Genomic DNA, 14,105 nt, shown 5'->3' with positions numbered 1-14,105 from the left:
CCGCGCGTCGAGGCTGGAATTCTCGACTATCGTCAATATTGCTTACGACCGTCACGCCCCAAATATGTTCCGCTGACAGGATCGAAAGACGATAGCGTGAGAAACAATAGGTCTCCCAGCCCGGTGCGCCGTAGCCGATCGGCCCGCCGATCGCGGAGCGTAATAGCCGCACTAGGGATACGGCTCATCGTAGTACCGCGGTGCCGTAAGCAAGCGCACCTCCGCCGCGATGACCACGCCAGCGGACTGGCACCCCATCAGGGACAGCCTCGGAGATTGCCGAGATGCGCGACGGGAGCCGCGGAGCCGCCGAAACAGCGCCCCCGGCCAACACGACAATAATCATCGCAGCGGCCGCAATTCGAATCCTGCCAAGCATATTCATTCCATCCTCCATTGGAGTTGAAGGTATCCACATCGCGGCCCCCGCAGTCTTGATCGAGATCAATGCGAGTATATCGGGCTCGACTACAAATGTCGCCAAGTTTGATTGGAAACAGAAATGGACGTCAGAGAAGCAATCTACGGTCGGCGAGCCGTGCGCGAGTTCACGACGGAGCCGGTGGAAGAAGGGGCATTGCGCGGGCTGATCGACGCAGCGGTCCAGGCTCCCAGCGCAGTGAATCAGCAGCCATGGCTGTTTACGGTCGTCAAGGACAGAGAGTTGCTGGGGCACATTTCGAATGAAGCCAAAGCCCATATGCTCACAACTTCTCAGGGCGCTGGCCTCGCACCACTTCCTGCACATCCTGAACGATCCGAAGTTCGATATCTTCTACGGCGCTCCCGGGCTGGTCGTGATCTCCGCAGCCGCAGGTCCTTGGGCCCTCGCAGATTTTTCGTTCGCAGCAGAGAACCTGATGCTCGCGGCGCACGCGGCTGGGCTCGGGACGTGCTGGATTGGGTTTGCGCAAGGTTGGCTCGGAACCTGCGAAGGCAAACCGGCCCTGAAGCTACCCGAGACCGACATCCCGCTTACCCCAATAATCGTCGGACATCCGAAGTCCGTTCCTCTCACGTTTCGAGGAAACTTCCGAGGATTGATTGGCTTTCGTAGGAACTGTGGCCTTTCCGGGATCAGACACCGCATGACAACAGCATCGCCAGAACCTCTGCATGCGACCAAAGCGCGTGAAACGTCATCGCCAGAGCGGACGAAGGAGGCGACGACTTCCAAACGCCAACGCCGGCGAAAAACCATCACCGTTTCCTGGTACGGCACGCTCTTGATCGTTGGCACGTTGTTGGTCGCGGCGGGATGGGAGATCTTCCGATGGATCCTCGCGATCATTACCCTGGACTGAACGTTACACTCCTCGACGCACTGCGAGTGCGTCGGCTTGAGGAGGATCAATTCTGAATCATGCGCAAATCCCAAGATACTGTCAGACCAACGAGGAGTTCTAGTCATGCAAGCGCGCGACGTGATGGTTTCACCCGTCATCACCGTCGGGGAACATGCGACCGTTCGAGAAGTAGCGCACATCTTCCTCAAGGAGCGCATAAGTGCGGTTCCCGTGGTCGACAATGCCGACAATATGGTCGGCATTGTAACTGAAAGCGATTTGATGCATCGCGCGGAAGCCGGAACTGAACGGCCCTATTCGTGGTGGCTGCATTTCCTGACCGATAACGCGACGATCGCGGCAGACTATGTCAAATCGCACGCCACAAAGGTTCAGGATGTCATGACATCCGACGTTGTAACGGCTGCCCCGGAAACGCCCCTACATGAAATCGCGACCTTGCTCGAGGAACGCCGGATCGAGCACGTTCCTATTGTCAACAAGGATGGCAATCTCGTCGGAATCGTTAGCCGCGCCAACCTGATCCAGGCAGTCGCCAGCGCCCGGCCAAAGCTCGAGGTGACCCTTCCCGACGCGACCATTCGACAGCAATTGCTTGGTGAACTGAAAAAGCATTCCTGGGCGCACACCCATAATTTGAGCGTGACCGTAACCAACGGAATTGTCGATCTCTGGGGCTATGCTGAGTCCGGCGAGGAACGGCAAGCGATCCGCGTGATTGCCGAGGCTATTCCGGGAGTCACGCTGGTCAATGACCACCTCGCCGTCAGTTCAACGTTTGTCTACTGACCCAAGGTAATTGTGCCTCAGGCTGCCGCCTGCCCGCTACCGGTGGCGCCTGAAGAGCGCAAGGGCGCGAATTGCTCAGCCGTCAGGGATTCATGCGCGATCAGAAGCTCGACCCCAGCCTCAAGATCTGCCCGCCGCTTCTCCAGAATCTGCTGGGCGCAGGCATCTCCGGCTTCGACTAACTGGCGCACGGCAAGATCAATTTCACGCCCTGTCGCTTCCGCTGCGCTGACCACGATGTCCTGCGTCGCGGACAAAAAGGTCTGCGGCCGGGATGCGTAGGTTCGCTGCCCGAGCCCGGGATCCATACCGTATTTTGTCACCATCTCGACTGCAATCTCCGTCGCCCGCTGCAGATCGTCGGCGGCCCCCGTCGACACGTCGCCGTCGAAGATCAGCCGTTCGGAGGCGCGGCCTCCCATCAATACAGCTATCCGGCTTTTCAACTCGCTGGCGGAAAGCAGAAACCGATCTTCCGTCGGTCGCTGCATCGTGTAGCCGAGCGCACCAACGCCGCGGGGAATGATGGATACTTTGTGAACGGGATCGACGCCGGGCAGACTTACAGCGACAAGCGCATGGCCCATCTCATGAAAGGCGACCCTACGGCGCTCCTCCTTGCTGAGTACCCTGCTTTTCTTTTCGATTCCGGCGACGATCCGCTCGATGGCAATCGTAAAATCATCGAAACAGACGTTTTCGGCCTTCCGCCTGGTTGCGGCGATGGCAGCCTCGTTGATCAGATTGGCGATGTCGGCGCCGGTGAAGCCGGTGGTGAGACCCGCAATCCTGTCCAGATCGACGTCGTTGCCGGCCCGGATTTTGCGAATGTGCACCTTGAGAATGGCAACGCGTCCATTCCTGTCCGGTCGATCCACCAGCACTTGTCGATCGAACCGGCCTGCGCGTAGCAGTGCGGGATCGAGAATTTCCGGCCGGTTCGTCGCCGCCAGCAATATCACGCCGACCCTGGGATCGAAGCCGTCAAGCTCGGCGAGCAACTGGTTCAAAGTCTGCTCCTTTTCGTCATAGCCACCGAACGCGCCGGGAGTTCGGCTGCGTCCAAGCGCATCGAGTTCGTCGACAAAAATGATGCAAGGTGCCGCCTGGCGGGCCTGCTCGAAAAGGTCGCGAACCCGTGCCGCGCCGACTCCAACGAACATTTCAACGAATTCCGAGCCGGAAATGGAAAAGAATGCGACGCCGGCTTCGCCCGCGACGGCTCGGGCGAGCAAGGTTTTACCAGTGCCTGGCGGGCCTACCAGCAGGATCCCTTTGGGAACATGAGCTCCTAGCCGGCCGTAACTCTTGGGGTCCTTGAGAAAGGATACGACCTCCTGCAGTTCGAATTTTGCCTCATCGACGCCGGCCACGTCGGCAAATGTGACTTTGGTGTCCTTTTCGACATAGACCTTGGCTCGCGACTTGCCGATCGACATCAATCCGCCGAAGCCTTGCTGACCTCCAAGGCGGCGGCTAATGAAAACCCACCCCAGATAGAACATCAGAGCGGGCATGATCCATAACAGGACGCTCTGAAGCAGCCCGCCCGACGGCACACCTGTCACGATCACGCCTTTCGCCTCCAATTTCTCGGCGAGCGCCGCATCGACGCGGGCAGTTATGAATGCCGATTTTCCGCTCGGCAGCTTGTCCTTCAGCTTGCCCTGGATCGTATCCGAACTGACGGCCACCTCAGCAACACTGCCCGCAGCCACCAGTTGTTCGAACTGACTGAAGGGAATTGTGTCGATCTCGGCGTAGGAGACCCACACCCATTGCAGCGCAAGCGAAACGAGGGCAGCAGCGGCCATAATGGCAATTGCGATTTTTTGTTTTCGTGATGCGTGATCGGGAGCCATGTCATTTTCCGAATTCGCCTTAACGACGCTGCCACCTCTCTAGCTGGCTTCAGACATCGCGGCTTGTTCTGGATCAATTTGGCTTCATCGGTCAGCTCTATGGTTTCTCGGCATCTGTCCTGAAGGCGGAGGAACAGCGCTTGCCATATCCATCGATTGAAGATCTCCCGGCCCCTGTTCGGGCACATCTGCCAACGCACGCCCAGGAAATCTACGCAGCCGCCTTCAATAACGCCTCGACCGAGTACCAAGCGCGAGGTCCCGAACAGCGCGAACGGATCGCCCATAGTGTCGCCTGGGCGGCCGTGAAGCATAAATACAAAAAATCTGGCGACCGCTGGGTTCCACGTCAGCGTCGCTGACGCAGATCGTACTGGCCCACAGTCAGCGAAGTTGCGATTGATCCCGATCAATATCGGCTTTGGGGAACGATGCCACTAAGGGGATCATCAAGGAGGCGAGGCCATGATCGGCATTACGTTGAGTTCGGAGCAAATTCGCAATGCACCTGCGGATGTTCGCCGCTGGATCGAGCGGGAAGTGATGATGTCCGTGGGTCCGCAAGCCGCGCCTGAAAACGGCAGCAAGAGCCACGGCGAGCATCTGGCGGCCTGCAGCGAACAGGACGTCGCGGCAATTCTCTCACAGATTCAGGGCGTGTTACCCGCCGTGAACGTATTTTTTGAATTCGGTCGCCAGGGCGCTGTCTTTGGCCAGCCCGATGTCGAGGCGTTCCGGTTGCTCGATATCGCTCACCACGCTCGGCTCCAAAACGTAGGTCAAGTCATTGCCTGCCTCGATGTGATTAGTCAGGCGTTTAGTCGGGTGGGCGACGATGCGGAGGCGACGTTCTGCGGCTTTGACCGCGAAGGACATTGTTTCATAACGCGGATAACCCAGCAGAATATTCTTAAGCTTTGGCGAAAAGTCATCGCAGGCCAGCAACTCACGGCAGAACCGGCCCCCCTTTTGGGCGAAGAAACCTCCGGCGCGCCCAGCCCGACGGGGGAAGCCAGTTCGCCAAATCAGGGCATGAACGGCACCGAACCAGTCGCCGGCTTGTGAGAACAATGTCTATTCCATATGCGTTACCAATCGTCGCAAGCGTGAACAATCAGCTTTGACCTCGGCCCAGGAACGGGAGCTGGGCTAAAGAACATGGGTGACTTCATGCCCGAACGCTGGGACGGAGAAGCGAAATGCCGCCGAAGGATTCCATCAACTGGATGCTTTCCGACGCCATCGAAACGATCGCCCGTGCCGAGCGGTTGCACCAGCAATTCTTGAATCTGAAGCCGCTGGCCGGAACGCGTGAGCCGAGCTGGGAGCCGCCCATCGACGTTCTGGAGACCGATCGGGAGATACTCATCTTCATCGCCTTGCCGGGCGTCGATCCCAATGAGGTCGAAGCCAAACTCGAAAATGGAATCCTTGTAGTGAGCGGACGCCGGACGTTGCCCACCGAACTCCGCGACGCGCGCATTCTCCGCCTCGAACTGCCGCAAGGCCGTTTCGAGCGTCGCATTGCTCTACCGTCCGGCCGGTACGCCATAAGCCGCTTCGCCACAAACGGTTGCGTCGGATTGCGGCTTGCCAAATCCAACTGAGGAGACGGCCATGTCACCGGACAGTGAAACGCCCGCCCAGGGGCCAGCCTCTGCCTCGTCATCTGATTCACCGGTTCAGATTCCGAACGACGCCCTCATCATTGTGCCGGTACGTAATACGGTTTTGTTTCCGGGCGTCGTCATCCCGATCACCATAGGGCGGGCGAAGTCGATCGCTGCGGCACAACAGGCCGTCCGCGAGCAGCGGCAGATCGGCATCTTGCTTCAGCGTGATGGCGAGTTGAGTGAACCCGGACCCGACGATTTATACCGCATCGGCACTGTCGCCAATATCGTGCGCTACATCACCGGGCCTGATGAGAGTCATCACCTCGTGTGTCAGGGAGTGCAGCGCATGCGGGTGCTCGACTATCTTCCGGGCACTCCGTTTCTAGCGGCCCGCGTTCTTCACATTCCGGAGCCGACAGCGACTTCTCCGGAAATTGAAGCTCGCTTTTTGAACTTGCAGCGGCAGGCCATTGAGGCTGCAGAGCTGCTTCCACAAGCTCCCCAGGAACTGATCGCTGTGCTGCAAGGCACCACCTCACCCTCGAACCTAGCCGACCTTACAACGTCCTACATGGACATTAAACCTCAGGAGAAACAGGAAATCCTTGAGACCGTCGATCTCGTGCTCCGTATGGACAAAGTTTCGCGCCATCTGGCCGAGCGCATCGAAGTGCTTCGGCTCAGCCATGAGATTGGACAGCAGACAAAGGCAACTTTTGATGAGCGTCAGCGGGAAGCGATTCTTCGGGAGCAGATGGCGACCATTCAGCGCCAGCTTGGAGAGGGGGACGGCAAGGCACAGGAGGTTGCGGAGCTGAACGAGGCCATCGCCAAGGCCGGGATGCCGGCCGAAGCGGAAAGCCAGGCGCGAAAGGAAGTTCGTCGCTATGAGCGCATGCCAGAGGCGGCCGCCGAGGCTGGCATGGTCCGAAGCTATCTCGATTGGCTGATTGAACTGCCCTGGAGCTTGCCGGAGGAGAAATCGATCGACATTTCTGAGGCCAGGCGAATCCTTGACGAGGATCACTATGGTCTGGAGAAGATCAAGAGCCGCATCATTGAATATCTGGCAGTCCGAAAGCTTGCGCCACAAGGCAAGGCGCCCATTCTTTGTTTCGTCGGTCCGCCCGGGGTTGGCAAGACTTCGTTGGGCCAATCCATTGCCCGCTCAATGGGACGACCATTCGTTCGGGTTAGCCTGGGTGGCGTACATGACGAAGCGGAAATCCGTGGCCACCGGCGCACCTACATCGGCGCGCTGCCCGGCAACATTATTCAGGCAATCAAGAAAGCGGGCGCGCGCAACTGCGTGATGATGCTCGACGAGATCGACAAGATGGGGCGCGGAATTCAGGGCGATCCATCGGCTGCGATGCTCGAGGTGCTCGATCCCGAGCAGAACGGGACCTTCCGCGACAACTACCTTGGGGTGCCATTCGACCTCTCACGGGTCGTGTTCGTGGCCACCGCCAACATGCTCGACACGGTCCCGGGTCCGTTGCTGGACCGGATGGAGATTATCAGTCTCGCCGGCTACACCGAGGATGAGAAGTCGGAGATCGCCCGGCGCTATCTGGTCCGCCGTCAGCTCGAGGCCAACGGCCTGAAGGCCGCGCAGGTTGAGATTGATGCTGATGCGCTCAAGCTCATCATCAGGGGGTATACCCGCGAAGCTGGCGTGCGGAATCTGGAGCGAGAGATTGGCAAGCTATTCCGCAACGTGGCGGTTCAGATCGCTGAAGGCAGTACAAGTCGCGTTGTTCTCACGACGAAGGACATAGGGTCTGTCCTTGGCCAACCCCGCTTCGAAAACGAGATCGCCATGCGCACCAGTGTTCCTGGGGTGGCAACGGGCCTCGCCTGGACGCCGGTCGGCGGCGATATTCTCTTCATCGAAGCCACGCGCACGCCCGGAAAGGGAACGCTGATCCTGACCGGCCAACTTGGCGAAGTGATGCGCGAGAGCGCGCAGGCCGCCCTGACCCTGGTGAAGAGCCGCGCCGCACAACTCGGTATCGATCCGTCGGTGTTCGAGAAAAGTGACATCCACGTCCATGTCCCGGCAGGCGCTACGCCGAAGGACGGACCGAGCGCGGGTGTCGCGATGTTCACCGCCCTCGCCTCCCTGCTCACGGATCGCACCGTGAGGAGCGACACTGCCATGACCGGCGAGATTTCGCTGCGGGGCCTGGTGCTGCCCGTCGGCGGCATCAAGGAAAAGGTCGTCGCCGCCGCTGCCGCTGGACTGACCCGCGTCATGCTGCCGGCAAGGAACCGTCGCGACTTCGACGAAATTCCCGTCGGTGCCCGCGACAGGCTGGAGTTCGTGTGGCTCGAGCGGGTTGATGATGCGATCTCGGCGGCGGTACTTGAGACACAGGCTACCACCGCCACCGCCGCTGCGGAATGATGAGGTGATTGGATTTCACACCATGCCGATCAACAGCGCTGGCATCCTGATGTACCGCCGCACGGGCGACGGGATCGAGGTTCTCCTCGTCCATCCGGGTGGGCCTTTCTGGCGCCAACGTGATTTGGGCGCCTGGTCCATGCCGAAGGGAGAACTGAACGACGGAGAGGACCCGAAGTCGCAGCTCGACGCGAATTCGAAGAAGAACTCGGCGTAAAAGGTCCCGGGCCACTGCAGCCGCTTGGCGAGGTGCGCCAGCGTGCCGGCAAGATTGTTCAAGGCTATGCATTGGAAGGCGATCTTGACATCAGTAACATTCACAGCAACGACGTCGCGATTGAATGGCCTCTCCGAAGCGGCCGGACCACTTATTTTCCCGAAATCGACCGCGCTACGTGGTTCAGTCTTCCCCTTGCGCGGGCGAAGATTCTTGCAAGCCAGCGCCCATTTCTCGATCGTCTCGAAATGCTCTGGAAGAGCGCATCCCGACCGCATGGTCAGAAAGCACCAATATGACTCCCGACCAAGCGCCGGCGACGCGCTCTGACGCCGGAACCGTTCTCCCCGGTCGCTCCACGTCGCTTCTCCGCGAGTTCGATCGCAGACGTCGCGGCCGCTTTGGAATACTTTTCGGCGGGCAGTCGCCCTGGGCCGCCTTGCAAGCCTGGGAGGATTGGGCTTTCCATCTGATGCTCTCAAGCGGCAAGCAGATTGAGCTTTGTGAACTTGCTTCGGGCGCGGTGTTGTCTCTCTATCGCGCGCTTCTGACAGGTGAAGCCCAGGGCGACGGCCTTGGACCAAATTCTGATGATCGCCGCTTCCGTGACCCCAGTTGGAAGCGTCCGCCATTCAATATTCTGGCTCAGGCTCAGCTGGCGGCTGAAGCGCAGTGGCGCGCCGCCACTCGCGATATCCCCGGCATGGGGCGCCATCACGCCAAACGCATCGACTTCCTCGGCAGTTTCATGCTGAACGCGCTCGCGCCCGTCAATTTCGCCTGGACCAACCCGGCAGTTCTGGATGCCGCCTGGCGGACAGCCGGCGCGAATTTTGCTGCCGGAGCGTCGCTCCTGGCTGAGGATATTGCTCGGCTCGCCCGGGGAAAACAATTGAAAGGACTGGAAGAGTTCAAGATCGGCGAGAACATTGCGCTGACCGAAGGCAAGGTGGTGTTTCGAAACGAACTGATGGAGCTAATCCAATATGCTCCGACGACACCGCAAGTGCACGAAGAACCGTTGCTCATCGTCCCGGCCTGGATCATGAAGTACTATGTTCTCGATCTCCGCCCGGCAGATTCCCTCGTTCGTTATCTGGTCGACCAGGGCTTCACGGTGTTCATGATATCATGGAAGAACCCCGGCGCAGAACTTAGAGACACATCATTCGATGACTACCGAAGCAGGGGGGTCATGACTGCCATGGACACGATCGGCGAGATCGTCCCCGGCAGGAAGCTGCACGCCGTGGGATACTGTCTGGGTGGTACCATTTTGGCTATCGCCGCGGCGGCCATGGATCGAGACCGCGATGACAGGCTTGCAAGTCTTAGTCTGCTCGCAGCCCAGACCGATTTCGAAGAAGCCGGCGAGCTGATGCTGTTCATCGACGAAAGCCAGCTCGCCTTGCTCGAGGACATAATGCACGTCCAGGGTTTTCTCGATACACGGCAAATGGCCGGCGCATTCTCCGTCCTTCGCGCCAATGAGATGATCTTCTCTCAATTTATTGAGCGCTACCTTCTCGGCCAGCCTCGTACCCCAACCGACCTCGATGCCTGGCTAGCCGATGCGACGCGCATGCCGGCGCGAATGCACAGCGAGTATCTGCGCCAGCTGTTCCTCGATAACAGCTTCGCTCACGGCAACTATCTCGTGGATGGCCGCGCCGTGGCGCTGAAGGATATCAAGACGCCCTTATTTGCGCTTGGAGCTGAAAGGGATCACATCGCGCCCTGGCGGTCGGTCTACAAGGTGGAGCTTTATAGCTCCGCGGACACCGAGTTCATTCTCACGGGCGGAGGCCATAACAGCTCCGTCGTGAGCCCGCCGGGAAAGTCCGGCGCGTACTATCGCATCAGCACTTCTGACGCTTCCGACAAATATGTCGATCCCGATACGTGGCTTGCTTCAGCCTCGCAAAAACAGGGATCATGGTGGCCGGAATGGCTCCGTTGGCTTGATGCCCACTCTTCGTCTGTGAGAGTTACTCCATCATACCTGTCAAACGCCGCTGGCGGCTTACCCTCTTATGGTCCGGCACCTGGGTCATATGTTTTTCAGGCCTGAATAGCACGATACCGGCGCGGCAATCGGCAGACGCCCTCAGATCCAGAACGTGATCCTTCGGACACTCTCGGGGTCGGCTTCTGCCTCCCCAGCAATTCGGCTCAATATCGTCCTCGCTATCAGTCAACTGCCCGAGGACCGCCTGTAGCTTCCCGAGTTGCTTAAGCATTCCTTCGACGCGATTGGGATTTACCTCGCACAGGCCTCTGGTAAATTCAATGGTATAGCGCATGCGCTTTGCACGCAGACGCAGCTTATGAAGACAACGCAGATCGAGCTTGTCAATTTGTCTTATGGCCATCATCTCGCGCGACGTTTTGGATAGCGTCTTGGATGCAATGTCCTTTGCCGATGGCTCACCCTTTCGCGATCTCGCCTTTCGCTCTTCGTTCCCGGTTTCGATCCACTCTGAGACATCAATAAGGAACGTACGGAATCGTTGCGAGGATAGCGCGGCATTAGCCTTTTCATACGCTTCTTCGCGTAACTGGACGCAGGCACGGTAAACCTTCGTCAGCGCAAGTTGGTCGGTTGTTTGCTCCTGAGCGGCACAAGGAAATCAGTCATGAACACGTCCAGCTAGCGCGCCCTTGCTAGTTCATCGCCAATCCATGCTCGCCAGCGACCTTCGTTGCCTTCTCGCTCTGGATCTTTCTGAAGAGCTTTACGGCGGCATCCAAATGCCTTAGCGCGACTCGTGCCTGGTGAAGCGCTTCTGCTATGTGGGCCCTCACTCCGGCCCGGTTCGCAATCAGTTGATGCAGGCATTCGCCACAGATAATTTGAAAAGCCTCGGCCGTGCTGGGAAATCGCGGTAAAACCGGATACCGCGCCATGGTACATCGGTCCTTGATTCCATCTACGAAGTCGTAACCCGCTCCGATTTGGACTTAAAGGAGATTTCAGCCGGTACAATCGCAGAAATCTGTCTCGCAAGAGCGAACAACTGTCCCCGGTCGCCGCTTTTCAGCTCCAACTCGATCTCGGCGATCGGAGTGGAGCGCCGGCCGGCGATTATCTCACCTTTGTCCAGGCAAACCTCAAATGCCTCCGATCGGGTAGGTTTCACGTTCAATTCTCGTCTTGAAGACGGGCCTTAGCGATGTCGGCAAATTTCCATCAAGGTGGCGCATAAACACCTCGACTGCACCAGGATGATCGTCACCATCGCCAGTGAACGGAGTTTCTCGCTCGCTGCGATCGAGAACTCCGCGATAAGGTCCTTTGATGGTCTGAAGAACCTTCTCACCCTTACGCCGAAGCCGAAACGATAGACCATGTCGGCGAAACACGCGGTCCTTGGTGTCTAAATAGATCGAAATACCTCGTCTTTTCAGCTCGATCTACTCTTGCGAAAAAGAGGGTGCTTCTTCAGAATGTCGAGATGTTCCGCGGCAGCATCGAGCTTCAGCTCTACTTCCAGCGCCGCCCGCTGAGGCGTCGCGCTCGACGCCCGTCTCCCGGGCGAAGGCTGAATGACTGCCCCGCCTTCACGCTGACAACAGACGCATTTGCTCGCATGGTGCCCTGTTGACGATCACAGTGGCAATTGATGGCTCGGACGCTCTTGAGTGTTTTAGCATCGTAGATATGTCACTCAGGATTAGGTCGCACAACTTCGCGCGCTCCGTGGTTTACCCTGGATCGGTTGCTATGCGCCCACAGACAACCGATTGTGGACGGCTATCACTCCTGGCGCTGACCATGCGGCAGTCTCGATAGCCTGGTGTTCATTCCAATTGTCCACAACGCCTTCAAGAGTAACCTCGCCGCCGTCCTCGACAGTAAGGCGTATCCCTCTTACTTCTGACTCAAGGCGCCGCCGCAGCGCGTCCTCAATCTTCTTCTTAATGTCTGTCGCTTGCACTCGAGGTTTGATCGCAACACGGTTTATAATGCCACGGACGCCCGAGAGCTTTCGAATGGCATCTTCGGCGGATTGCTTCTGAAAGTGCCAATCGACGTCGCCTGTTAATGTCACCCAGCCATTTCGGACGAGGACCTGGATCGCTCGATCGGGCACGACGCTATTCCAGCCCAAGACATCGACAGCCCGTTTGGCGATTTCCTCATCGTCAATTTTCTGCTCGAAAGGATAGCGCACCTCCATCTCGTCGGCGATCGCTCGAACGCCATGAATTCGTCGCACAGCGGCGATCGCCGCCTGCTTCTGTGCGAAGCTTGCGACATGGCCGGTCAATGTGACGACCCCCTTCTCTACGGCAACCCCGATATGAGTGGCATCGAGGCTGGGTTCATACTCCAGTTCCTCGAGGATGATTTGACGCAAGAAGGTCTCACTCATGCTTGAATCCCCCTCGTACACCCGAAACGCCACTGCATTAACCGGTCTTTGCCCCAGTCCTCATCTTCTGGCGACCGGAACGAAAGCCCGGACATCGCGTCGAACAGGTAGAGGTGATCGTGGACCAACTTGACCCCGTCGACATTCTCAGCGGCAACGATGGTCGCCCGCCGAAAGCGCTCATCCATGATCATACCGCTCAAATGGACGATCCCGTCTCGCACCGTGACACCAAGCTGCGCCGGCTGCCATTCGTTCTTCTCAATGGATGCGATCACGCGACCGCGGATGTGGTCGTCATCGGCAGTCGGATCCGGAATGTCTCGAGCAAGGCTTGCGACGGCCCGGAGCAGGTCAGCCCGCGTCACAATTCCAACCAAAGCGGTTTCGCGCACAACAGGCACACGCTTGACATTCTTTCGCTCCATCAACCGGACGAGATCCTCCAGTGGCGTGTCCTCTGTCACGGTGTAGAGATCGTCTTGCGTCATAATCTCGCTAACCTTGCGACCGTGCTCACGCACGAAATCGACGGCCGATTTCCCGGAACCCATGAGAAAGTCGAGCCATCGGATGCGCGGTGTTTGCGTGCCGATCTCGCTGCGGCAAAGAAAGTCTCCTTCCGAGACAATACCGATCAACCGGCCAGCCTCGTCGACCACAGGGAGTCCGCTGATATGGTTTTGCAGCATTAGATTTGCAGCGTCCCGTATTGAGGTATCGGCTTTCACCGTGATGACCTTGCGGGTCATGATTTGATGCGCGCGCATTCACAGCCTCCAATTTTGGATCAAGGCTATCCACATTGAGCGCCTTACCATTGACGCAGATCAAGCGCGACCGCCGGCTTGGAGCAGAATTATCGCGCTTGATCTGCATCAAACGAGACCGGAACGAATGGATGATAGTTGCTTGGCAGGTTGAAAGAACCATTCAGATGAGCACGCAGCGACAGGCATTTACGCCAAATGTTCTTTCAATATTTATTGTTTCAAGCATCGCCATGAGCTTTCCCGCACTTGCCGACATAGAAAGTGTCCGGCGCGGAAGGGCCTTTGCGCAAGCCAATTGTTCGCGTTGTCATTCGATCGACAGAACGACCCGAAGCCCTCGCGTCGCCGCGCTCCCATTTCGAACTCTTCACAAGCGATATCCGGTCGAAACGCTGGAGGACGCACTCGGCGAAGGGTTGTCGACAGGCCACCCAAGGATGCCGGAGTTTCGGCTGGATCCCGGTCAGGTCGGTGATTTCATCAGCTTTCTGAAGTCACTCGAATAAGGCGTCGCGCTAGTTTTTGATCTCTCGCCCAGATTGCCCATCTGCCGTGTCCAGGTGCCCGCGTGGCTGGACTTGCTCACACGATTGTCGGGAACGAGAGACCAACAACGCAAGGGGATATTTGATCTATCGCATGGTCGGTGCCTTCGCAGTGATCTATTGGACGCAAGCGTAAAGGAGGCCCGCGGCCAAACGATACTGAGCACGCTTCTCTGGACGTCAGATTCGCGGATGTTCATGAGGCCTCAT

Annotated in this window: 13 protein-coding genes and 3 pseudogenes; 10 read left to right on the top strand and 6 right to left on the bottom strand. The window is 58.2% G+C overall.

What is annotated here, in order from left to right:
* Positions 1-502: 502 nt before the first annotated feature.
* From ACH79_RS44205 to ACH79_RS25815, 3 genes and pseudogenes are all read left to right on the top strand, one after another.
* Positions 503-679: pseudogene (locus tag ACH79_RS44205) on the top strand (nitroreductase family protein); the annotation flags it as partial.
* Between the two features lie 4 nt (positions 680-683).
* The gene (locus tag ACH79_RS44200; RefSeq protein ID WP_246738119.1) at positions 684-1,304 is read left to right on the top strand and encodes a nitroreductase family protein; all 621 of its coding nucleotides are present in this window, start codon (positions 684-686) and stop codon (positions 1,302-1,304) included.
* A 105-nt stretch (positions 1,305-1,409) separates the two neighbouring features.
* Positions 1,410-2,096 carry a CBS domain-containing protein gene (locus ACH79_RS25815; protein WP_161853481.1) on the top strand — a complete coding sequence of 229 codons (687 nt, stop codon included), beginning with the start codon at positions 1,410-1,412 and terminating at the stop codon, positions 2,094-2,096.
* 17 nt (positions 2,097-2,113) lie between these two features.
* Here ACH79_RS25815 and ftsH read toward each other — a convergent pair whose 3' ends face one another.
* Positions 2,114-3,958, bottom strand: a complete 1,845-nt coding sequence (gene ftsH / locus ACH79_RS25810) for an ATP-dependent zinc metalloprotease FtsH (protein ID WP_161853480.1) — start codon at positions 3,956-3,958, stop codon at positions 2,114-2,116.
* A gap of 140 nt (positions 3,959-4,098) precedes the next feature.
* On the opposite strand from ftsH, the gene ACH79_RS25805 reads away from it, so the two are divergent.
* The 6 genes and pseudogenes from ACH79_RS25805 to ACH79_RS25780 all read left to right on the top strand — a co-directional run bounded on the left by ACH79_RS25805 (position 4,099) and on the right by ACH79_RS25780 (position 10,272).
* Positions 4,099-4,320, top strand: a complete 222-nt coding sequence (locus tag ACH79_RS25805) for a ChaB family protein (protein WP_161853479.1) — start codon at positions 4,099-4,101, stop codon at positions 4,318-4,320.
* 103 nt (positions 4,321-4,423) lie between these two features.
* A complete protein-coding gene (locus ACH79_RS25800; protein ID WP_246738118.1) occupies positions 4,424-5,023 on the top strand; it encodes a hypothetical protein in 600 nt (199 codons plus the stop codon).
* A gap of 134 nt (positions 5,024-5,157) precedes the next feature.
* Positions 5,158-5,565, top strand: a complete 408-nt coding sequence (locus ACH79_RS25795; protein WP_161853478.1) for an Hsp20/alpha crystallin family protein — start codon at positions 5,158-5,160, stop codon at positions 5,563-5,565.
* 10 nt (positions 5,566-5,575) lie between these two features.
* Positions 5,576-7,984 (top strand): endopeptidase La, encoded by a 2,409-nt coding sequence (gene lon / locus ACH79_RS25790; RefSeq protein WP_161853477.1) that lies wholly within the window; start codon positions 5,576-5,578, stop codon positions 7,982-7,984.
* 22 nt (positions 7,985-8,006) lie between these two features.
* Positions 8,007-8,500 (top strand): annotated as a pseudogene (locus ACH79_RS25785) (NUDIX domain-containing protein).
* The gene (locus ACH79_RS25780; RefSeq protein ID WP_161853476.1) at positions 8,497-10,272 is read left to right on the top strand and encodes an alpha/beta hydrolase; all 1,776 of its coding nucleotides are present in this window, start codon (positions 8,497-8,499) and stop codon (positions 10,270-10,272) included. The pseudogene ACH79_RS25785 and the gene ACH79_RS25780 overlap by 4 nt, the downstream one beginning before the upstream one ends.
* Here ACH79_RS25780 and ACH79_RS45200 read toward each other — a convergent pair.
* From ACH79_RS45200 to ACH79_RS25750, 5 genes and pseudogenes are all read right to left on the bottom strand, one after another.
* On the bottom strand, positions 10,190-10,789 hold the full coding sequence (locus ACH79_RS45200; RefSeq protein WP_161856561.1) for a CHAD domain-containing protein: 600 nt from the start codon (positions 10,787-10,789) through the stop codon (positions 10,190-10,192). The two genes, ACH79_RS25780 and ACH79_RS45200, sit on opposite strands and share 83 nt — an antisense overlap.
* A 76-nt stretch (positions 10,790-10,865) precedes the next feature.
* A complete protein-coding gene (locus tag ACH79_RS45195) occupies positions 10,866-11,108 on the bottom strand; it encodes a CHAD domain-containing protein (RefSeq protein ID WP_161853475.1) in 243 nt (80 codons plus the stop codon).
* 23 nt (positions 11,109-11,131) lie between these two features.
* Positions 11,132-11,564: pseudogene (locus ACH79_RS45190) on the bottom strand (CYTH domain-containing protein).
* 359 nt (positions 11,565-11,923) lie between these two features.
* The gene (locus ACH79_RS25755) at positions 11,924-12,577 is read right to left on the bottom strand and encodes a BON domain-containing protein (protein ID WP_161853472.1); all 654 of its coding nucleotides are present in this window, start codon (positions 12,575-12,577) and stop codon (positions 11,924-11,926) included.
* On the bottom strand, positions 12,574-13,347 hold the full coding sequence (locus tag ACH79_RS25750) for a CBS domain-containing protein (protein ID WP_161853471.1): 774 nt from the start codon (positions 13,345-13,347) through the stop codon (positions 12,574-12,576). The genes ACH79_RS25755 and ACH79_RS25750 overlap by 4 nt, the downstream gene beginning before the upstream one ends.
* A 50-nt stretch (positions 13,348-13,397) precedes the next feature.
* On the opposite strand from ACH79_RS25750, the gene ACH79_RS45185 reads away from it, so the two are divergent.
* Positions 13,398-13,856, top strand: coding sequence for a cytochrome c (locus ACH79_RS45185; RefSeq protein ID WP_371419278.1), 459 nt, complete (start codon positions 13,398-13,400; stop codon positions 13,854-13,856).
* The last annotated feature ends 249 nt before the right edge of the window (positions 13,857-14,105 follow it).

This window comes from Bradyrhizobium sp. CCBAU 051011, from assembly GCF_009930815.1.
Taxonomy (GTDB): Bacteria; Pseudomonadota; Alphaproteobacteria; order Rhizobiales; family Xanthobacteraceae; genus Bradyrhizobium.
The sequence above is the reverse complement of the archived record's forward strand: the minus strand, read 5'-3'. Positions and strand labels throughout refer to the sequence as shown.